Origin of the sequence: Edaphobacter sp. HDX4, from assembly GCF_036877565.1 — a bacterium.
In the GTDB taxonomy this organism is placed as follows: domain Bacteria; phylum Acidobacteriota; class Terriglobia; order Terriglobales; family Acidobacteriaceae; genus Edaphobacter.
On record NZ_JAEDXW010000009.1, the window covers coordinates 47,064 to 67,009 of the forward strand.

A 19,946-nucleotide genomic window follows, 5' to 3' on the forward strand; every position below is an offset into this window, starting at 1 on the left:
TGGTTACTCGCTGGCCCCGGAAGGCTGTCCGGTTGTCGTGGAAGGCGAGGCATTCAACGATGGAACCGGCACGGGCGGGGGCGGCGTCTGCCCGGCGGCGACAAGCGCATTGTCGATCATCCGATAGAGATACTCAATTGGCAGCGCGCCTTCGAATCGTTCACCATTGACGAACAAGGCCGGAGTCGAGTCCACGCCGAGTTCGGTTGCCTGGCGGATGGACGCCTTCACCGCGGTGTCGTCCTGCTTTTCGATGCACGCGTTCAACGTCGCTTCATTGACCTTCTGACGCTTGCCCTCTTCGCGGGTCAGGGTATCGAGATTCTCATTCGCCTTAGCGAGCGTCTTCTCGGTACCTCCCATATCCGCAGCGTGGGCGTGGATGTAGTCGACGACGTTCCAATAGCCCTCCTGGTTTTGCGCGGCGAGGCAGTTGACGTCAACTGCGGCGTGCACGGCCCAGGGATGCTGATCGAGCGGGAAGTCGCGATAGACGATGCGGACCTGATCCTTATAGCGCATCATGAGAGCCGGAAAGAGCTGCGCATGCATCTTGGCGCAGTAGGGACATTCAAGATCGTCGAAGCCGACGATGACGACCGGAGCGTTAGGAGGACCGCCACGCGAGGGCCGGCCTTCGGCGCTGACCAGTGTCTTGGGGTCTTTGCTGATGTCGAACTTGCTGAACTGCGCCACAGTATTGCCGTCGGATGAGAGCAGGAAGGTCATGGGCTTGGAGGTCTTGCCCCCCGAGCTGAACAGGACGGTGATCTCGTCGAAGCCGGGAATGCTGCTCTTCTCGCGCGGACCGATCTTGACATCGTAGTACGCCGGCACGTTTGCCCTGGACCGGATGAGGATCTCAACCCGACGGGCGACGTCCGGCGAAAGCTTCCCGCCTGCCGCAGAAGGAACCTGGGCGTGGCAGCCGGCCGCAGCCAGCATAAGGACAAAGAGGAAGGGACGGACCAGACGGGCTGCAGTCAACACAATGCCTTTCATTATCTCACGCAGGTGGAGGGCGACCGGTCGGGATGGCCGCTAGAAGAGCCGTTCGGCTCGACGCAGATTGCCTGCGGTCCCGATGTTGGCAAGGGTGAAGTTGAAGCGGTAGGCATTTTCGTTGCGCACCGCCCCAAGCTCGTATTTTCGGTACTCCACGCTGAGGCCGCAGCAGTCCCAGTTGTACTGGACCTGAAGGGCACCGTACTGAACCTCGGTCCGATTAAGGTCGAGCCCGGTATTGGCGGCGATCCCGAAGCCCCGCTTGGTTGGGCCGCCGTAGCCCAGCAAAACGCGCAGCTGGTTGAAGTCGGAGACCTCGGAGGAGAAGCCTGCGATGTTGAATCGTCCCGGAGCGTTAAGGCGGGCGTAGCTGAGGCCGGAGAAGACCTGGCCCTCGTGGAAATTAACCAGAACATTGTTCGAGGTGAACTTCTTGGCCCCTGTGTCGACGTCGAAGTCCCACTCGACGTCGAAGTGATCCGACGTTCTCCAGCGAAGACGAGAGATGAGGGGCGAGATCTCGCGAGGCTCGGTGAGGAAGGCGACTCCCGAGAGATCAAGCGTGGTCTGGAAGATGTTGCGCGAGCCGGTTACGACGGCCCCTCCAAAGTGGGGATCGAAGAAGTACTTCTGGGTGAGCCTCCAGCTAAGCAGCTCGCGGCTGCCGCAGGCAGGGGACGGAGACGTTCCGACGTATCCGGCATCGGAGGCAACATCTCCGCCGACGCCGCCCATGACTCCTGCGGCTGCGGCTCCGGTCCACGCGGCTGTGCCTGCGGCCGCCCCGGCATCGTCGCTGGGACAGGGCTCGCTCGATTTGCGATGCAGGAAGAGGCGCTGGGTGAGGCCATACTGGATCTCGTTGGTGTCGCTGACGACGTCGGTCTGGTCGAAGCGCAGAAGCTGGCGAAAGTTATCGACTCCACTGACCATGTGATAGGCCACCATGGGCTCGATGGTGTGCTTGACGTCCGATCCAAAGAGCCTGTGGACCAGAGGTGAGCTGAAGGTACGTTCGAGGACGGGAGCCCGGGCCTCTACGCCGATCTCGACGTCTGCGCGATTGACGGCCTCTCCACTCTGCTGGGGGACGAGGTTGGTCGGCGAATGTTCACGGCTGCGGGTATAGATGGTGTCGCGAACGCCGATGGAGGGCCGGAAGCTCCACCCACCTGCCTTGAAAGGGAAAGCGAGTTCGGGATGGATATCGAAGCGTTCGGTGAGGCCGATGGTCGCGAAGTTTGGCTGCACCCTTTTGAGGGCGGCGACGGAGCTGTCTATATTCCAGAGTGCGCCGAAGTTAGCGAAGCGATGCTCCGTGGTGGAGAGGTCAAGCGAGGGAGAGTGGAAGATGCGGACCTGCTCCTCCGGCTGGGTGGCGGTTGCAGCACGCTTGAGGCCCTGGTAACGGTCCACTCTCAAGCCCATGGAGTAGCCTGCGGCCTGGTGCACGCCATAGACGATGGAGAGAATATCGCTGGAGACTGCCTGATTGAAGTTCTCGGCGAAGGCCTGGCGGTAGGGGTAGGAGCTCAGATACTCCACGTCAGAGACGAAACGGGTCTGAGGACTGATGTCATAGCGTCCGGAGAAGACCGCATCCTGGCCTCCCTGATTAACATAGGTACCGCCGGTCACGTAGCCCCGATCGAGCAGACCGCTATAGTGGCCGAGCGCGAAGTTGTTGCCTGCGCCACGGTAGCGGAGGGTAGCAGACTGCTCCCAGCCGCGCTTGGAGAAGTACTCCGCGCCTACGGTCATATCGGCGCTTCGGCCGAGGACGAGGTAGATCTGCTCGCCGAGGATGAGGCCGCGGGTGGAGGACTCGCCGATGACGGGGATGAGGAAACCGCTCTGTCGCTCTTCTCCGCCGACGGGATGGCTGGCGTACGGCAGATAGATCAACGGGATATTGATCACGCGAAAGACGACGTTCTTGGCCGTCGCCTTTTCTGGAGCGATGCTGAACCTTCCTGCAAATAACTGCCAGTCCGGACGGGGAAGCTGACAGGAGGTTACGGAGCCATCGTAGACGTCGTAGTTCCGGGGACCCGTCTTGACGACGATCCGGCCTTCGAAGATGAAAGGCTGCCCGTTATCATAGAGCGGCTTTTGTCCGGGAGGCCGAAACCCAACGGTTCCCTTCACGTCGAAGAAGCGCCCTGTCTGCGTCTTCAGATTCATGGTTCCGTGGGAGGCGGAGATGCTTTCGCTGTTCTGGCCGCCGGTGACCTTGAGGTGGCCGCTGGCGTTGAGCTCGCCGGTATCGCTGTCATAGTCGATATGGTCGGCCTCGACGCGGCGATCCCGATAGGTGATGACGACGTCGCGGTCCAGGGTGTAGCGGCTGCCGGTCTTCTTCTGCGGCCCGGAGCTCTCGATCACAACTGTTGTGTCATCGTCGGGCGCTGGAACCAGGATGGCATCGGGGTAGGATTGCGTCGCGGTATCCGGTCCCTCGGGGAGGTTTTGCGGTTGCACTAAAGAAGGTTCCTGATTCGACACTCCCTGCGCGAGCAACTGTGGATGACTGAAGACGGCACCCGTGATAGTTATCAGAAGATAAACCCCGCGCAAGAGTGCGGACGATTGACGTTTGCGGGCGTCAGCTCCGGCGGGATGGTTGCTGTTTCGGGCGCCGCTGGATGATCTTTGGGCCCTTGCCACCGTTTCTTTTGGATCGAGACGTATCAGACGTACCACCACTCTATTGAGGCTAACCGAATTTCACCTTGAGCGGGTTTGAGGTTTTTGAAGGATGATGAGCGCCGAGCGAAGGATCGAGACACAAAGCGGATCTGCCACCGAACCGGAGGCTCCGCTCGAAGGGTTTGCTCTGCGTCAGCAGGTCGCGGAACGGCTGGCGGCGCATCGCTCCCGCCGTCCACGCAATGCAGAGCCAGTGTCGGATGAGGGTGAAAATCCCCGCGCGAAAGCATCGAAGATCGCCGCCGCCGTCGCTGAACGCTACGCGCAGTCCAAGAGCTATCGCGCCTACCTTGCCGAGGAGGCGGAACGAGCCGTTCGCGAGGCTGAGGAGGCTGCCCGGCAGGCCGAAGCTGCGGCAGAGATTGCGGCAAGGAACGCCGAAGCGCTCGCGCAGGTGCAGTATGACCTGCTGCATGAGCTGGACCAGCACGCGGAACCTGCGTCTACGCCGGTTGTGCGGTCCCGGATTGCACCTGCAAACCAGCGAGCCCAGGCATTCGACGACAGAACAGAGCAGCTTGAGTTCGAGGCTCCGGCAGTTCCGCCGGTTCCGCCGGTCTACACCGTGCGTCATGTTGAAGACCTTCGATTTCGTGACCACGAGGCGCCTGCGAATCCATCCCGCCGTGCCCGGGCTGAAGAAGGACTGGAAGAGCCGGTCGATCCATCCGAGTCTCTATTTCTCGATGAGGAGATCGCCTTTCGGCAAGCTCCGGTCTTCGATCCAGTCGAGGCCCCGGTGGAGATTCCCGGGAACCTTATCGAGTTCCCGCGCCAGCTGATCGCGCCGCGCAAGGCTCGCCCGAGACTTGCCGAAGGACCATTGCGCGAAGAGGCGGAGGTGCATGCGGACCCCTCGCAGCTGCGCATCTTTGAAGTGGAGGCAGAGCAGATTTCCCCGGAGCCGGTCTCCGAGTCGTCCGCACCGGAGTGGACGTCGATCCTGCTGGATGCTCAGCCTCGAGCTGAGGCAGCCGTGGGATACACGGCGCACTACTCGCACGAGACAGCCGCCAAATACTCCTCGGAGTACTTCGTTCCAGCCACGGAGCCGTACGCGGCCCAGCATCTACAGCTGTCGCCTGAGACGCAACACCTGTACGCTACGCCGCTGCAGGCGGCGCCTCTCAGCCTGCGCGTTATGTCGGCGGCCGTGGATACATGCATTGTGCTCGCAGGCTTCCTGGTCTTTGCCGGAGCCGCAGTCCTGACGACCTCCCACTTCACCGCAGGCGGAATCCATATGGCGATCTCGACCGCGGCGATTTCCGCCGGGGGATCGATTGCCGTTCTTGGACTGCTTTACCTGCTCCTGTTCTTCACCTTCTCCGAGTCGACCCCGGGAATGCGTTATGCCCGCATCGGGCTGTGCACCTTCTCGGACGAAAACCCGAGCCGCGCTGCGATGCGCCGCCGCGTTCTTGCCTTAGCGCTATCTTCTGCGTCCCTCGGCCTGGGCGTCCTTTGGGCGCTGCTGGATGACGAGCGACTAGGATGGCATGACCGCATCTCACGCATGTACCAGCGCAGCTACTAGGAATACCGATTCAAGAAAGCACTTAATGCGGTTCGAAGCAAAGAGAGACCCCGATCGAAATCGGGGTCTCTCTTTGTCTGCTATAGCAACTGCTATTAGAAGGTGGTGCTGACCGTCAGGCGGAAGGTCTTTCTGGGCTCGCGGAGGTTGTAATCCGATCCGTAGAGCTGGAGCGCCTGGAGGTAGGTGTACTGCCCTGCTCCGGAGTTCGGGAACAGGCTGCGGAAGGTAGCATTGTCGGTCGCCAGCGCCTGAGGAACGTCCTTGTAGAGGCGCAGCGGGTTGTAGGCGTAGTAGATGCGGAAGGGAGCGTTGACGATGGGCAGGATGACCTGCAGCTCCGCACCGTTGGACATACGGGGAACGTAGTTCGTTCCGGGGACGATACGAAGTGGATTCGGGAACGAGACCTGTTTGCCGCCCACGCAGGCTCCATTGATGACGGTGGGGCAGCCGTACATGGGACTGGAGATCTCCTGCTGACCCGCGACGCTCTGACGCAGCTGGCCGGGCCAGACGTCGAAGGTCATGTTGAAGTCAGTGAAGAAGGCGAAGGTGACCTGGTTGATGATCGGGATTCTGTATTCCACGTTCCCGGTGAAGCTGGTATCGCCGCCGATGGAGACGAGGCGATAGATGGGAAGTGGGATCTGAACATTTCCAAGAGCAGGGTTGCTGGGGTCACGAGGAACGATGGTTCCATCGGGATTGGTCAGGTTGAACATGACCTTGGTCGGGATGAAGGTGTAGGGCGAAGCGGAACGGATATCGAAGCCGCGGACATCGCTTTCACCACCGGCATAGATACGGTTCTGGGGCGGAGCCACCTCGCCGCCGAAGCCGGCGATATGCGAGAACTGCAGACGGTAGCCCAGCACATTATGGCCTTCGCGATTGACCTTCAGCCTGCGCATCGGGAAGAACTGACGCCAGCTGACGACGGGCTGTATGTACTTGACGTTTCCGCCTGCACCCGCAATCGCAAAAGCTGCATTCAGATCTTTACCCGAGTGCGGTCCGACTGCGCGATCGAGGCTCGAGAAGGTAAAGCTGGGCGTGACGACCGAGCTGATAATTCCGTTCAGCTGATTCTGTCCCTGCACGCCGGACCGGAAGGCCAGCGTCTGGAAGACGTTTCGCGTATTGTCGTTGAACGTCGTAACCGACGAGCGCGACAGGGCGTATGAGACGCCGACGCGAGTTACGCCGGTACGAGCGAACAGGTGCCGCAGCGGAGAGCTGACTGACAGGGTCAGACCGGTCTGCGACTGGTTGTAGTTCGTCAGCAGCGACTGCTGAGCGGTCGACAGGTTCTGGCTGAGGTTGCTCGCGATGGAGTAGCCCTTGGCCGGATTGAAGTCGTACTTGCTGGTGAAGACCTGCAGGCCGAGCGAGATGGGCTTGTTGCGGAAGTACGGCTCGGTAAAGCCGAAGCTCAGGTTGCGCTGCAGATCGCCCACATTGGCCTGGACCGAGAGCGTTTCGCCGAGACCGAGGAAGTTGTTGGTCTCATAGTTGAGACCGATGAAGGATCCGGAGAGACCGCTGAGACCGCCGTTGAGGCCGATGGAGTTCTTGCCCTTCTCTTTCAGCTTGAGGAGGAGATCGACGGTGCCGTCCTCAGTATTCTGACGGCTCTCGGAATCCTGCTCGACCTTGAGGGGCTCGAAGTAGTTCAGCTGATTGAGGCGCATGATGGACAGCTCCCACAGGCGGGAGTTGTAGACCTGACCCTCTTCCAGAAGAAGCTCGCGGCGGATGACCTTATCGCGCGTGATGGTGTTTCCCTGGAACTCGATACGGGAGACATAGAAGGGCTTGCCCTCGTCGATGTCGATATCCAGATAGATCAGCTTCTTGGCTTCGTCGATGCGCGGTACGGGAGTTCCGACGAAGTTGATGTAGCCGCCTTCACCGTAGGCCTTGCGCAGCTGCTCGAGACCCTTGCCGAACAGGGTGGCGTTGAACCAATCGCCGTCCTTCTCGGCAAACTGGGCACGGAGCGCCTTGGTGTTGGTGTAGTGCTTGTTCCCGGTAAAGGTGATGCCGCCCAGACGATAACGATCGCCTTCCTCAACGGGCATCAGGATATCGATGCGCTTGCCCTTGGAGGGCCGCAGCGTGAAGGGATTCAGTCCGCCGGCGTCGCGAACGCGGGTGGTGGGCTCGCTGGTGAGGGCCTTGAAGTAGCCGCGATCGCGATATGCCTGACGCACCCGCTCGGTGTCTTCGTCGAGCTTGCTGGAGTCGAAGGTGCGCGCGAAGAGGTTCTCGAGAATGATGGAATGCGGAATCCCGATAGGCTTGAGATTCTTCATCGCTGCGCGCAGCGTGCGGTCGGAGACGTTATTGTTTCCGTCGAAGGCGATCTTGCCGACTTTGACGGTGGGACCTTCCTTGACCGTAAACGTCAGCGAGACGGCAGCGGGAGGGATGGTCTTGACTTCGGTCTTTACGGTTGCGAACTGGTGACCGTGGGCCGAGAGCAGCTCTTTAAGGATGACCTCAGCGCGCTTGATCTTGGTGGGGTCGTACTGGCTTTCGACCGAGAGACCCACCTTGGCTTTCTTAAGCGCATCCATGATGTCCGACTGGGAGACAGCGTTGATGCCCTTGTAGTTGATCTCGCGGATGGTGGGACGCTCACGGACGTAGATGACCAGCTGCACGCACTTGGGGGTATCGACCCGCTCGATGCGAACATCGTCGAAGTAGCCGGTGTTCCACAGCGAGTTGAAGTCACGCTCGACAACCTGCGGGTCATAGAGATCGCCCTGGTGCGAGAACAGGCGGGCGAGGACGGACTCCTTGGGGATTCTGCGATTTCCGACGACCTGCGGCTGGCAGAGCGTCTGCGCTTCGGAACCGGTCGCCTGTGCCTTGAGCGAGGGAACCATCGCAAAAGCAAGGGCGATCAACAACACGGCGTAAGCGATGCGGGAGCAGCTGGAGCGCGTGCACACAGGCCTTGACATTCTCTTCAGGGAGCTTTCGCTCTCTCGATCTACGGTAAAGATACGCACACCCTCACTGCTCTGAAAATCATGCCCCGACGGTTCCTGAAGGGGGAATCTCGATTATATGGGAGCGCATGGCGCCTTAGCGAGTTTCGCCCCTGCTTCCGGTAGAACAAAAGATCAGTTTTCTCATTCACTTCGCCTCCTCTGGCCGCTCGAGGACGGAGCGGACCGACATTCCTCAGACACATCCCGCACCCTGCAGCACCTTCGCAAAGAGCTCGGTGTCGATGTTGGCCCCTCCGAGCACCGTTCCGACGCGTGCTCCACCCCAGGGCCGGTCCTGCAGCAGACCGGCCAGACCGACGGCGCCAGCGCCTTCGGCGACGTTGTGGGTATCCGAGAAGTAAACGCGTATGGCTTCTTCCACCTCGTCATCGTCGACCTCAAGGATGCGATCGGCTCCACTGGCGACGATCTCGACGGCGTCCAGGGTCGGTTTCCTGCAAGCCACGCCGTCGGCGATGCGTGTGGAGGCGGGATGCTCCACAACCTGACCGGCCGAGACGGAGCGAGCGAAGGCGGGAGCATGGCTGGAGACCACCCCGGCGACCCGGGTCGCAAGTCCCAGGGCATCCCGGACGGCGATCATGCCGCTGATTCCCGAACCCATGCCGATGGGAACGTAGACCGTGTCGAGATCGGCGACGGCGGAAAGGAATTCGAGGGCAGCGGTGGCGACTCCAGTGACGAGCAGAGGATGATAGCTGGGGATCCAGTGCCAGCCGTGTTCCCGCTCAAGGCGGCCGGCATGCTCGAGTGCGGCCTGGAAGTCCGCTCCCTCTTCGATGAGCTCGGCTCCGAGTTCACGCATCGCCCTGTTCTTTTCAACGCTGTTTCCGCGAGGCACCACCACGACTGCGCGGATTCCGCTGGTTCGAGCAGCCAGCGCGACCGACTGGCCATGATTTCCCCGGGTCGCGGTGACGACGGTGTTCACCTCAGGATGCTCACGACGGAGCCAGTCCATATAGACGAGGCCGCCCCGGATCTTGAATGCGCCTACGGGCGAGTGGTTTTCGTGCTTGATCCAGACCTCTGCTCCGGCACGCGCAGCAAGAAGAGGCCAGCGATACTGCGGCGTCGGAGGCATGGTGCGGCTGACGAGTTCGGCCGCACGACGAATCTCCTCGAGACCGGGCAATCCATGATTCATTTCGAACTTCACTCCAGAGCGGTTATGAGGATCGGATGCGGGAGTCGGACTTCGGCTTCGGAAGATGTCAGCCGGCCCGGGCCGAGGTATCGAGTCTGCGAACCTCGACGAGGGTGGAGTAGAAGGTTGCGCCTCCGCCAATGTCGGTGAGGCGTTCACTGGTAAGCGCGTTGATGTTTGCGCCGTCGAGGCTGAGCTTGTTCCAGTCCAGCCGGGCTGCCACGACTCCAGCCGCGACGTGGCCGTTGATGTGCGCCTTCAGTCTTACGCGTCCGCGGGCGTTGAAGATCTCAACCTCGTCTCCGTCTGCGATTCCGCGAGGCGTGGCATCGGAGGCGTGCATCTCGAGCAGCCCCGCCGTCCGGGCTTCCATACGCTGATGGATCGGAATATTGGCGAAGGTCGAGTTCATGTAGTTGTCGGCCTTGCGAGGGAGAAACTCAAGGGGATAGACGGAGGCGTTCGCGCGCGATTCTACCGGCGCATGAAAGACCGGTACCGGCGTCAGCTCGCCTCGACCGGAAGAGGTGCGAAACCAATCCGGAGTGGAGAACGGCAGGACGGCGCCCTCAGCATTCTGCGGCATCCGGATACGAACATGGCCTTCACGCTCGAGCCGCTCGCGGGTGATTCCCTGGAAACGGGGATCGTCGGTTTCGAGCGCCTGATCGATGAGCGCATCTTCGCGGTCGTCGAAGCATGATTCCGGGAAGCCCATCCTTCGGCCGAGTTCGCCGAAGAGTCGGACGTTGTTCCTGGCTTCGCCAAGAGGTGCGATGGCCTGCTGGGAGATCTGAACGAAGTGGTGACCATAGGCGCCCTGGACATCCTTGGTCTCAAGAAAGCTCGGCGCCGGAAGAACGATATCGGCGTAGTCGGCGGTATCGGTGAAGAACTGCTCGTGCACGACGGTGAAGAGATCGTCACGCCGCATGCCGCGGAGAACATCGTTCTGGTTGGGAGCGACAGCTCCGGGATTGGAGTTGTAGACAAACAGAGCCTTGACCGGGGGACCTCCGACACCGGCATCAGGCGAGCAGAGGGCTTCGCCCAGCTGGCTCATGTTGATGACGCGCGCAGGGCGTCCAAGTGGGCTCTCCTGCATGAGTTCGGGCATCTGCAGAACGGAAGATTGAAATGGGAAGGTGCCGGATGTGGACAGCTGAAGACCACCGCCTACGTACTGCCATGCGCCTGTAAGCAGGGGAAGCATTGCCACGGCGCGAACTGCGGTGCCACCGTTTTCGCTGCGCTGTATGCCGTAGTTCAGGCGAATCGCGGCAGGCCGACGACAGTTGCGGCCAGCCTGTGCGTATTCGCGGGCCAGCCGTTCGATGGTGGCTGCGGGGATGCCGGTTACCCGGGCGACGGAGTCGGGAGCGTGTTCCGGACTCAGCGCATGCTGCCTTAGCTCGGCGAAACCATGGGTGCAACGTTCTACATATGCGCTGTCCTCGAGTCCCTCGCGCAGGATGACATGCATCAGCCCGAGAGCGAGTGCGGTGTCGGTGCCGGGATGGATGGCGAGGTGCTCGTCCGCAAGGGCCGCGGTGCGAGTCTTGTAAGGGTCGATGACGATCAGCCGGGCACCCTTGCGACGAGCCGCTTCGATAAAGGGCCACAGATGGATGTTGTTCCCATGAATATTCGCGCCCCATGCCAGGATGAGCCCCGCATGCTCGAAGTCTTCGGGTGCGGTGCCCAGGCGCACACCGTAGACGCTGGTGAGCGCTGCTCCTCCTGCAGAGGAGCAGATGGTGCGGTCGAGCTGGGAGGCTCCTAGGCGATGGAAGAAGCGGCGATCCATCGAGCCGTAGCCAAGCTGGCCGATGGTCCCGGCGTAGCTGTAGGGGAGGATGCTTTCGGGCCCATGCTCCGCGGCGATTGTATGGAGCCGGGCGGCGATCTCATCGAGGGCTTCGTCCCAGGTGATCCGCTCGAAGGCTGCGCTCTCCTCGCCGACAGGAAGCGGGCCTTTGGGGACCCCAGAGCGACGACGCATGGGAAACAGCAGACGGTCCGGAGAGTAGACGCGATCGAGATACCGGGCTACCTTCCCACAGAGAAAACCGCGCGTCACCGGATGCGATGGATCGCCCTGAAGCTTGACGGCGCGCCCCGAGGCTTCCTCCACCGTGACCAGGACACCGCACGAGTCCGGGCAGTCGTGCGAGCAGACGGCATGAACCACGCGGGTAGCCAGCTTTTCAGCCATGCCTCTATTCTATGCCTGCAGGGGTCACCGCAAAATGGAGCTTTTAGACTCACCCATGAGAGAAAAACTCTATCCGACGAACCGCCTGGAGGCCTTTTCGGACGGCGTGCTTGCCGTGATCATCACGATCATGGTGCTGGAACTGAAGGTTCCCCACGAAGACGGCATGACCGGACTTATCTCGATTGCTCCCATGTTGTTCGTGTACCTGCTCTCCTTCGCCTTCACGTCGATTTACTGGATCAATCATCATCACCTGCTTCGGCGGGTGGAGGAGTGCGATCACCGCGTGCTGTATGCGAACCTCGGATTCCTGTTCTCGATCTCGCTGCTTCCTTTTTTCACGGCGTATGTGATCGAGAAGAATAACGACTCGTTCTCCGTCGCACTCTATGCCGCGTCGATGATCTTCACCGCGTTCTGTTTCTTCCTGCTGCGGCTGGCGATTGCCCGACTACTGCGCAGAACGGATAGCCTGAACCCGGAGGACAAGGCCACGGAAAGAAAACATATCCTCAGCCTTGCGCTCTACATTGCAGCAATTCCACTGGCGCACTTCCATCCGCATCTTGCGCTGGGGGCGATCACTTTGGTGACGATTATCTGGGTTTTACCTGCCATGGGCATGAAGAAGACCGCGATGGATTAAAGAAGACCGCGAGGACCGGGACAGGTTTGCTAAAGTGGAGGCCAGTCCTGGATTGAGGTGATTCTTTGGCCCTTTGCTTACGCCTCGCTTTTTTCGTGACGGCAGTTTTTCTGACGACGAGTGTTGCCAGGGCCCAAAAGACCACGCTCTCGACGGTTCCACAACAGCAGTTGGATGTGATCAAAGTTCTGCTTACGCAGGAAGAGGCGTGGAATCGAGGCGATCTTGAAGCTTTCGCGCAGACCTACAAAGACTCTCCCGACACATTGTTTATCGCGAACTCAGTCAATCGCGGCTTTGCTGCCCTGGTGGAGGCTTACCGCAGGAACTATCCGAACCGTGCGGTGATGGGAACGCTGGCCTTCTCAGAGCTCGAGGTACATCCGCTGGACGATCGTTTTGCCGTGGTGGTTGGAAAGTACACCCTGGAGCGCGGGAAGAAAGATGGCGGCAACGCGGATGGAATCTTCTCGCTTGTGCTTGAGAAGACGGACAAAGGCTGGAAGATCGTGGTCGATCACACGACTGGTTAAACGCGAAGGCCGCCTGAATCCCGGCGGCCCTCATGATTGTCTTCAGTCTTGGTCTCAGACAGTCAGAATCTCTTTTTCCTTTGTCTTGAACAACTCTTCGATGCGCTTGATCTCGGCATCGGTCAGCTGCTGCACCTCTTCGCTGGCACGCTTTTCGTCATCGGCCGAGATCAGCTTGTCCTTGGCGGCCTTCTTGATCTGATCGTTGCCATCACGGCGGATGTTGCGGATGGCAGTCTTGTGATCCTCGAGGGTCTTGTTGAGCTGCTTGACCACATCGCGACGACGCTCTTCTGTCATGGGAGGCACAGGAACACGGATGGCGGTCCCATCGGACATGGGGTTGAGGCCGATATTGGACGTGCGAATCGCCTTTTCCACTGCAGGGACGATGCCCTTGTCATATGGCTGAACGAGGATGAGGGTCGGCTCAGGCGTGCTGATCTGACCAAGCTGAGAGATCGGAGTCTCGCTGCCGTAGTAGTCCACCTTGATCTGATCGAGCATGTGGACGTTGGCGCGGCCTGTCCGGGCCGAAGCCAGATGAGCTCGGAAGTCCTCGACGGACTTCTCCATCCTGGACTTCAACTCCTGGTGGGTTCCCTTTAAAGCCTCAATACCTGCCATCGCGGATGCCATAACGCTTTTGTCCTCATGCGCGGTTGCGCCAACGGAAATTCTATCGGAAAATGAGCCGCTATCGAACGTGCGGACGATTCCGCAGGGTTCGACAGATCGGGTTAGGCCGCGTTTCACGGCTCGCAGGTGCGGCGACAAGGAGTGAATCCCGCTCGATCCTGGAGGCCACTCTATTTTTTAGTTTCAGGATTTGCGGGCGGAGTTCCGGCCAGCCGCAGGTTGACCGTCTTCTGCAGCAGGTCAAACCAGAAGGGCGCTCCCTGCGAGATGGCGAGCACAGTTGCGGCGAGACCGGCGATCTTCCACAACCACCAGCTCCACTCGCCGCGATCGACAAGGCGCGGATCGGTGCTGGCGAGGGAGACATGCGTGACCGAAGCTCCGGGATGAATGAGGTCGGGCCAGCAGCTCGCCTTGAAGCCATCCGCCTGGACGGGAGCCGCTTCGCCCTGCTTGCTTGGCGTCCTTGGATCGACGAAGCACCAGCCCAGCGGAACTCCCGGCAGATGCTCGCGCAGCAGATTCAGGCGATGGAGCGACTCGTCGAGCTTCGCCTGATCGTCTGCAGTGACCTGCTCCGCAGAGTTTGATTTGACGTACTCAGTGGCCTCGGCGGTCACGGCGTCGCGCAGCGTCTGATCGTTCCAGAACCGCTTGCTGAGGGTAATAGAGTCCGCATTGAGGAGAAGACACAGGATCGCCCCGAAGATCCAGATCCAGGCGTGGGCTTTGCGTTTGTACCAGCCGGAGACGCGCTCCATCGACTCGTTGAACCATAGCTCCAGCCGTGCTCGCTTCTCCGCCGGAGTTGAGCAATCACGCAGAAGCGACGTCAGCAGCTTCTCGGTCTTCGCAAAGCGGCTGGCCTGTGGGGTGGCTCCGACCGAGCCATCCAGCGTCATTCCCTGCTCCTGCGCAGCCTGCAGAATCGCAAGCGCGAGCGTGGTGGCAGGAATGTAGGAGGGCCGACGGCTGAGCTCGCCCCGCGGCCCGGGGCCGCAGAGCCCCTGAATCAGAGGCTGGCTATAAACGATCTCCTTGAATTCACTGCTCATCAAAAGGCCAGCCAAGCCGCGTTCGAGCGTCGTAGCGCGCCATCGCAGAAGATTCGCGACGATCTCCTGGATGGCCGAGCAAGCAGCGCTCAGCATCAGGAAGAGAAATGCCATGCTTATCGCAAAGCCGACGATAGTCGTGATCACACCCTTCGCTCCGTTTGCGAGGATTGCGAGACACGAACACTGTACTCGAACCGGGTGAAGGGGGGACAACAAAAGTTGACCGCGCGCGGCACGACGGCGCTTCCAAAAAGAAGCGGCTGCTCATTTGCTGAGCAGCCGCGCTTGCGTACCGGCTGACGGTTACTCGTGCGCCGCGCCTTTCTGACCGGCCAGCCTGCCGTCCATGTCGGCAAGCACGTAGGCCACAACAGAGAGCATGGCCGTGTTTCGTTTGAAGAAATCAGGATCCACCTTGTCGAGCGTGTCGGCCTCGGTGTGATGCCAGTCGAAGTAGTGCTCTGCCTCCGTGCGAGGGCTGAGTGATGGAACGCCATCGGCAACGATGGGGCCGATGTCAGATCCACCGCCTCCGGGCGAGACGGTATCGGTTCCGATGGGAGCGAGAAGTGAGACGATATCACGCATGTAAGCGTAGGATTGCTTCTCTTCCGCCGAGAGCTCATCAAGATCAAACGGAGGACGCGGGGTTGGCGGTGCGGCGGCAGCGCCTTGAGCTGGAGGAGCGGGACGGCGCCGGGCGCCGAAGCCGCCATAGCCCATGCCCAGCGGCTTCTCTGCACCTTCATCCATCTCGATGGCGGCGACCTGGTCCCCGATCTTATCTCCGATCCACTGCCGGTAGGCGCGGCCACCGGCTCCGCCGTTCTCCTCATTCACCCAGAAGACGATGCGGATGGTGCGCCTGGGTTTGAGGCCAAGCTTATGGATAAGAGAGACCGCTTCAAAGGTCGCCATGATTCCGGAGCCGTCGTCCTGTGCTCCCTGGCCTACATCCCAGGAATCGATGTGACCGCCGAGAACTACCACCTGTTCGGGATGTTCGGAGCCGGGAATCTCTCCTATGACGTTCCCCGCCTGGACGTCCGGCTCCATGTGGGCGTCCATCTCGAGGTGAACCTGCACCGGGCCTTCCTTGGCGAGGCGTTCGATCAGCAGCGCGTCCTCTATCGAGATGGCGGCGGAAGGAATCTTCGGCTGCTTCGGATCGTAACGCAGGCTTCCGGTGTGGGGAATCTGCATCGCTAATCCGGTGGCGGAACGGACCAGGACCGCGGCTGCTCCCTTGGCTGCAGCGCGTCCCTGGCTTCCGGTGCGGTACATGGAGTTGACGCCATAGCCATGCCAGCCCGGATTGAAGACAACAATCTTGCCCTTGACCTCGGAGGCAGGCAGCTTGTCGAACTCGGCGAAGTTGTGTGCGAAGACAACCGGTGCTGTGATCCCGCCTTTGGGCGTGCCGACGCTCATCCCGAGACCGAGCATGTGCAGCGGCTTGGTAATCGTTCCGGCCTCGCCCTTGTAGGTGATGGTGGCACACTCTTCTCCGCGAACCCAGTGCGGGACCATGACGGGCTGAATCTGCACATTCTGAAGGCCGGCCTTGCGCATCAGATCGGCTCCCCACTCGACGGCGGTGTTGAGCTGAGGGCTTCCGCTGAGCCGCTTGCCAATGTGGTCGGTGAGGTAGGCAAGGTGTGCGTAGCCTTCGTCATCAGCCATGGCGGCCTGAAGGATTTTGTCGGCATCAGCTTTGTACTTCGCCGCGAGAGGCCCGGGAACAGCAGCCAGAGTAGTGGGTTGCTCACCGGGAGCACCCATCTGCGCAAGTCCGGCCTGCGTTGCCAGCAGCGCGGCGGATGTCATCAGTACAGCGAAACGCTTCATCTTCGAACTCTCCTATGGTTTGCAACCTGCGAGGACAAGGCCCACAAAGATACAGGCTGAAGACGATAGACGCCCTCAGCCTGTATGGATCAGCAGCTACAGCTCGTCGCGGCTAGAAGATGATCTTGCCTGCGAACTGCACGTTGAACGGCTCGCCCGAACCGATCCCGGGAGCGCCAGCGTTGTCGCCGACGGTGGTGGTGGAACGACCGAAGTTAGCAGAGGTGAAGCTGCCGCTCGGAGGCGCAAGGTTCAGGCGGTTGAAGATGTTGAACATCTCCGCGCGCAGCTGAAGCTTTACGTTCTCGTGCAGGGTTGTGTTTTTGACCAGTGAGGCATCGACGGTAGAGAAACCAGGGCCATAGACCGAGTTGCGCGGTGTGGGGCTGAAGGTTCCTGCGGTGGGCACCGCATAGGCCGATTTGGAAAACCACTGGACGTAGCCCGTGCCACTGGAGTTGCGGGTGAAGGAACGATCAACCATCTTCGGATTACCGACCTTGGTCACGCGATCCTGGAACTCACCTACACCGCTGTTGTTGGCGCTGGTCTTCGGATTGACCGGCTTGCCCGTGTAGAAGGTCATAAAGCTGTTGACCTCCCAGCCCTGGGTAAGAGGCTTGAAACGCTCCGAGAGGGTCGGGATCTCGTACACGATGTAACCGTTGAAGGTGTGTCGTGTATCGAAGTCCGCGTTTCCATACTCGCCTGCAAGATTACGCGAGTCCTGCGGTGCGAAACCGCGCGTTCCCGAGACGTTATCCAAAGCATGACCGTAGGTGTAGGAAGCCTGAGCGGTGAGCCCGTGATACCCACTGGTACGAACCATAGCCTGCAGCGAGTGGTAGTTCGACCCAGCCTCCGACTCGTACTGGTTGATCGCGGCGAACGTCGGGAACTTGGAGTAGTAAGGACGGCTGCTCTGAAGGGTCGTCTTATTCGGGTTCGGCGCTGCCTGGTTGATGTCGCGCAGGTTGAAGAGATGACGCGAGACGGAGCCGACGTATCCGAGCTGCACGATGGTGTTGCGGCTCAGCTGATACTCCGTGTTCAGGTTGAAGTTCTGCAGATACGCGTTCTTGAAATCTGGAGAGACCGTCGAAACGCCGAAGGTCGCACCTGATGCGGGAGACGAAGGAAGCGGATCGACGCCCGTTATGATTCCGAACGGCGCGGACTTCGAAACCGTAAAGACCGGGCTGGGACCGGCATTGTTTGCCTGAACACCCACCGAAGCTCCGTTTCCGGGACGGTTATCGAAGAAGCCGTTCAGGTTAGGCAGGTCGAAGAAGAGGCCATAAGTTCCGCGAACCACGAACTTATCCGTGACTTTGTCGCTGAAGCCGAAGCGGGGCGAGAAGTTGGTATAGCGGCGCGGATAAAGCGTATCGACATCCTTGCCGACGATTGCATAACCGGTGGAAGAGTTCGGATCGAAGTTCGAGAACGTTCCGTTGGTCGTGTAAACGGGACCGGAGTAGTCCCAGCGGATGCCATAGTTGAGGGTCAGGCTGGGAGTTACCTGGTACTGGTCCTGGCCGAAGACATCCCACTGGTTGACCCAGACGTCACGCTGCAGCTGGCCGCGAACGATGCTTCCCGAAGCCGCATAGCCGGCGAGGAAGTCGGCAAGGGTGCGTACCGAGAGGTCCGTAGCGCTCGCGTCCTGCGAAGCATCGTTGGCGTAAGAGGTCGGCCCAGATCCGGTCGTAGGCAGGATGGAAGCAGATGCCTGACCGTTGTAGGTGAAGTTGCCGCGAACGTTGCGCTGGTAGAGCAGGTTCATGTAGTTGCGGCGGAACTCACCACCGACGCGGAACTGATGCTTGCCTACGACGTAGGTGGCGGTGTCTGTGACGTGACCGGTGTAATCCTGACGGCCGAGGGGAGGCGTTACGCCAACCTGGTCGAAGGGGGCGATCGTGATGGTGGGCGCACCGAACAGGCTTGGGTCTGTCACGCCGGTGTTGAGTCCGAGGGCCGGAATGTTCTGGTTGTGAACGTTGTCGTTGAACGTCTGCCCGAAGTAGTTGACGCCGAACAGAAGCTGGTTCGACAGATGATTGTTGATCATCCAGTTATGCGTCACGGCGTAGTTGTTTACGTGATCCGGAGCAACCTGGTAGTACTCCCAGACGTTGGTGCCGGCATTGCCCAACTGGCGTCCAGAACCGATGAACGCGCGGACCGAGAGCGTCTGCTTGGAGTTGATGTTCCAATCCACCTTGCCGACGACGTTGTCGCTGTAGCCGTTCTGCGGACGGGTGTCGATGAAGTTGTTAGTCGAGGCGGCACCTGGCTGGTTGCCCCGGGGCCACAGAGCCGTAAGCAGGTTCATCGAAGTCTGGCTGACAGGAACACTGTGTGCAGCAAGGAGAGCCTTCGCCTTGTTCACCCACTGGTCAGTGGGTTCGGTCGCTGCCGAATTGGCGCCGATGACGTACTTCTGACGCTCATAATTGATGAAGAAGAACAGCTTGTCTTTGACGATGGGACCGCCAAGTGAACCGCCCCACTGGTTATTGCGAATCTTCGGTGTGCGCGCTGAGGGAGCGAGAAATGCACTCTTCGAGGCAAAGAACTCGTTGCGGAAGTAGTAGTAAGCGCTGCCGTGATAGTTGTTGGTTCCGCTCTTGACGACCATGTTCACGAGACCGCCGCCATTACGGCCGACCTCGGCGTTGCCCTGCGACTGCACGGAGAACTGGTCGATAGCTTCGATCGGGAGCGTGACACCGGCGATACCGGAGACACCGCCCTGATTCGCCCCCTGTGCGTTGTGCCAGATGTCGTTGTTGTCGACGCCATCGATCTGCCAGTTGTTCTGGTTGGTACGGGCTCCGTTCATCGAGCCTGCACCGTTGTAACCAGGGACGATCTTGATGAGCTGGGTGAAGTCTCGGCCATTGAGAGGAATGTTGGCGACGGCCTGCTCCGGCACAACGGCGTTGTTGGTCGTGGAGAGCGCATCGATAGCGACGGCGTCGGCGTTGACCTCAATCTGCTCGTTGGTGGACGCGATGCCAAGCTTGATGTCCAGTGCGAAGACCTGACCAGGGCGAACCGCAATATGGTCTACCTTGCGGGAAGAGAATCCGGATGCGGTCACCAGTACGCTATAGTCGCCGAGCGGAAGATCCTGGAAACTGTAGTCGCCGGAGCTGGTCGAGACCATGTCGCGCTTGAAGCCGGTTTCAGTGCCGGTGAGCGAGATCTGTGCGCCGGGTACGGCTGCGCCGCTGGAGTCCTGAACGGTACCTGCAATTCCACCGCGGAAGGTCTGGGCGGTAAGGAGTGGTGTCATCGCAGACACAAACACTAAGAGGAAGAGATAGACGTATCTCTGAAACTTCATGGGGGCTCTCCTAAAAAACACACGTTAACTGGAAGACAAAGGTGTCGAAGGGCACAAAACCCTTGCAACGGACTCACGGTTCCCAAACGGAGGGCCTACTTAGTACATCGTCGTGGATGTACGGATACCGCGTCCTTTTTCATGTGGATATTTTTTAACCTACCTTTTAAACTCCCGCTTGACAAGATTTCTCCACTGCAATTGAGAAGAGAATTTTGCCTCGTC

12 protein-coding genes are annotated in these 19,946 nt (G+C 60.1%); 3 read left to right on the top strand and 9 right to left on the bottom strand.

Annotated features, from left to right (window positions below):
• Positions 1-3 precede the first annotated feature (3 nt).
• Both JAO29_RS10555 and JAO29_RS10560 read right to left on the bottom strand, forming a co-directional pair.
• Positions 4-1,002: a DsbA family protein gene (locus tag JAO29_RS10555; RefSeq protein WP_334268173.1), complete on the bottom strand. Its 999-nt coding sequence runs from the start codon at positions 1,000-1,002 to the stop codon at positions 4-6.
• A gap of 39 nt (positions 1,003-1,041) precedes the next feature.
• Positions 1,042-3,672, bottom strand: coding sequence for an LPS-assembly protein LptD (locus tag JAO29_RS10560; protein WP_334268174.1), 2,631 nt, complete (start codon positions 3,670-3,672; stop codon positions 1,042-1,044).
• A gap of 91 nt (positions 3,673-3,763) precedes the next feature.
• Between JAO29_RS10560 and JAO29_RS10565 the strand changes: the two genes are divergently transcribed.
• Positions 3,764-5,251: an RDD family protein gene (locus tag JAO29_RS10565; RefSeq protein WP_334268175.1), complete on the top strand. Its 1,488-nt coding sequence runs from the start codon at positions 3,764-3,766 to the stop codon at positions 5,249-5,251.
• Between the two features lie 95 nt (positions 5,252-5,346).
• Here JAO29_RS10565 and bamA read toward each other — a convergent pair whose 3' ends face one another.
• From bamA to JAO29_RS10580, 3 genes are all read right to left on the bottom strand, one after another.
• On the bottom strand, positions 5,347-8,226 hold the full coding sequence (gene bamA, locus JAO29_RS10570) for an outer membrane protein assembly factor BamA (RefSeq protein WP_334268176.1): 2,880 nt from the start codon (positions 8,224-8,226) through the stop codon (positions 5,347-5,349).
• A gap of 223 nt (positions 8,227-8,449) precedes the next feature.
• Entirely contained in the window at positions 8,450-9,424 is a 975-nt protein-coding gene (locus JAO29_RS10575) for a threonine dehydratase (RefSeq protein ID WP_334268177.1), read from the bottom strand.
• 67 nt (positions 9,425-9,491) lie between these two features.
• On the bottom strand, positions 9,492-11,639 hold the full coding sequence (locus JAO29_RS10580) for a molybdopterin-containing oxidoreductase family protein (protein WP_334268178.1): 2,148 nt from the start codon (positions 11,637-11,639) through the stop codon (positions 9,492-9,494).
• Positions 11,640-11,694: 55 nt separating this feature from the next.
• Between JAO29_RS10580 and JAO29_RS10585 the strand changes: the two genes are divergently transcribed.
• Together JAO29_RS10585 and JAO29_RS10590 are read left to right on the top strand one after the other, a co-directional pair.
• On the top strand, positions 11,695-12,288 hold the full coding sequence (locus tag JAO29_RS10585; RefSeq protein ID WP_334268179.1) for a TMEM175 family protein: 594 nt from the start codon (positions 11,695-11,697) through the stop codon (positions 12,286-12,288).
• Between the two features lie 65 nt (positions 12,289-12,353).
• Positions 12,354-12,821, top strand: a complete 468-nt coding sequence (locus tag JAO29_RS10590) for a YybH family protein (protein ID WP_334268180.1) — start codon at positions 12,354-12,356, stop codon at positions 12,819-12,821.
• A 54-nt stretch (positions 12,822-12,875) separates the two neighbouring features.
• Here JAO29_RS10590 and frr read toward each other — a convergent pair whose 3' ends face one another.
• From frr to JAO29_RS10610, 4 genes are all read right to left on the bottom strand, one after another.
• Positions 12,876-13,460, bottom strand: coding sequence for a ribosome recycling factor (frr, locus tag JAO29_RS10595; protein ID WP_334268181.1), 585 nt, complete (start codon positions 13,458-13,460; stop codon positions 12,876-12,878).
• A 170-nt stretch (positions 13,461-13,630) separates the two neighbouring features.
• A complete protein-coding gene (locus tag JAO29_RS10600) occupies positions 13,631-14,662 on the bottom strand; it encodes a hypothetical protein (protein WP_334268182.1) in 1,032 nt (343 codons plus the stop codon).
• Positions 14,663-14,821: 159 nt separating this feature from the next.
• Positions 14,822-16,366, bottom strand: coding sequence for a M20/M25/M40 family metallo-hydrolase (locus JAO29_RS10605; RefSeq protein ID WP_334268183.1), 1,545 nt, complete (start codon positions 16,364-16,366; stop codon positions 14,822-14,824).
• A 112-nt stretch (positions 16,367-16,478) separates the two neighbouring features.
• Positions 16,479-19,721 carry a TonB-dependent receptor gene (locus tag JAO29_RS10610; protein WP_334268184.1) on the bottom strand — a complete coding sequence of 1,081 codons (3,243 nt, stop codon included), beginning with the start codon at positions 19,719-19,721 and terminating at the stop codon, positions 16,479-16,481.
• Positions 19,722-19,946: the final 225 nt, after the last annotated feature.

Coding starts and splice junctions, on each gene's coding strand:
- JAO29_RS10555 (WP_334268173.1), bottom strand. CDS start 1,002: ATGAAAGGCATTGTGTTGACTGCAGCCCGTCTGGTCCGTCCCTTCCTC.
- JAO29_RS10565 (WP_334268175.1), top strand. CDS start 3,764: ATGATGAGCGCCGAGCGAAGGATCGAGACACAAAGCGGATCTGCCACC.
- bamA (WP_334268176.1), bottom strand. CDS start 8,226: ATGTCAAGGCCTGTGTGCACGCGCTCCAGCTGCTCCCGCATCGCTTAC.
- JAO29_RS10575 (WP_334268177.1), bottom strand. CDS start 9,424: ATGAATCATGGATTGCCCGGTCTCGAGGAGATTCGTCGTGCGGCCGAA.
- JAO29_RS10580 (WP_334268178.1), bottom strand. CDS start 11,639: ATGGCTGAAAAGCTGGCTACCCGCGTGGTTCATGCCGTCTGCTCGCAC.
- JAO29_RS10585 (WP_334268179.1), top strand. CDS start 11,695: ATGAGAGAAAAACTCTATCCGACGAACCGCCTGGAGGCCTTTTCGGAC.
- frr (WP_334268181.1), bottom strand. CDS start 13,460: ATGGCATCCGCGATGGCAGGTATTGAGGCTTTAAAGGGAACCCACCAG.
- JAO29_RS10605 (WP_334268183.1), bottom strand. CDS start 16,366: ATGAAGCGTTTCGCTGTACTGATGACATCCGCCGCGCTGCTGGCAACG.
- JAO29_RS10610 (WP_334268184.1), bottom strand. CDS start 19,721: ATGAAGTTTCAGAGATACGTCTATCTCTTCCTCTTAGTGTTTGTGTCT.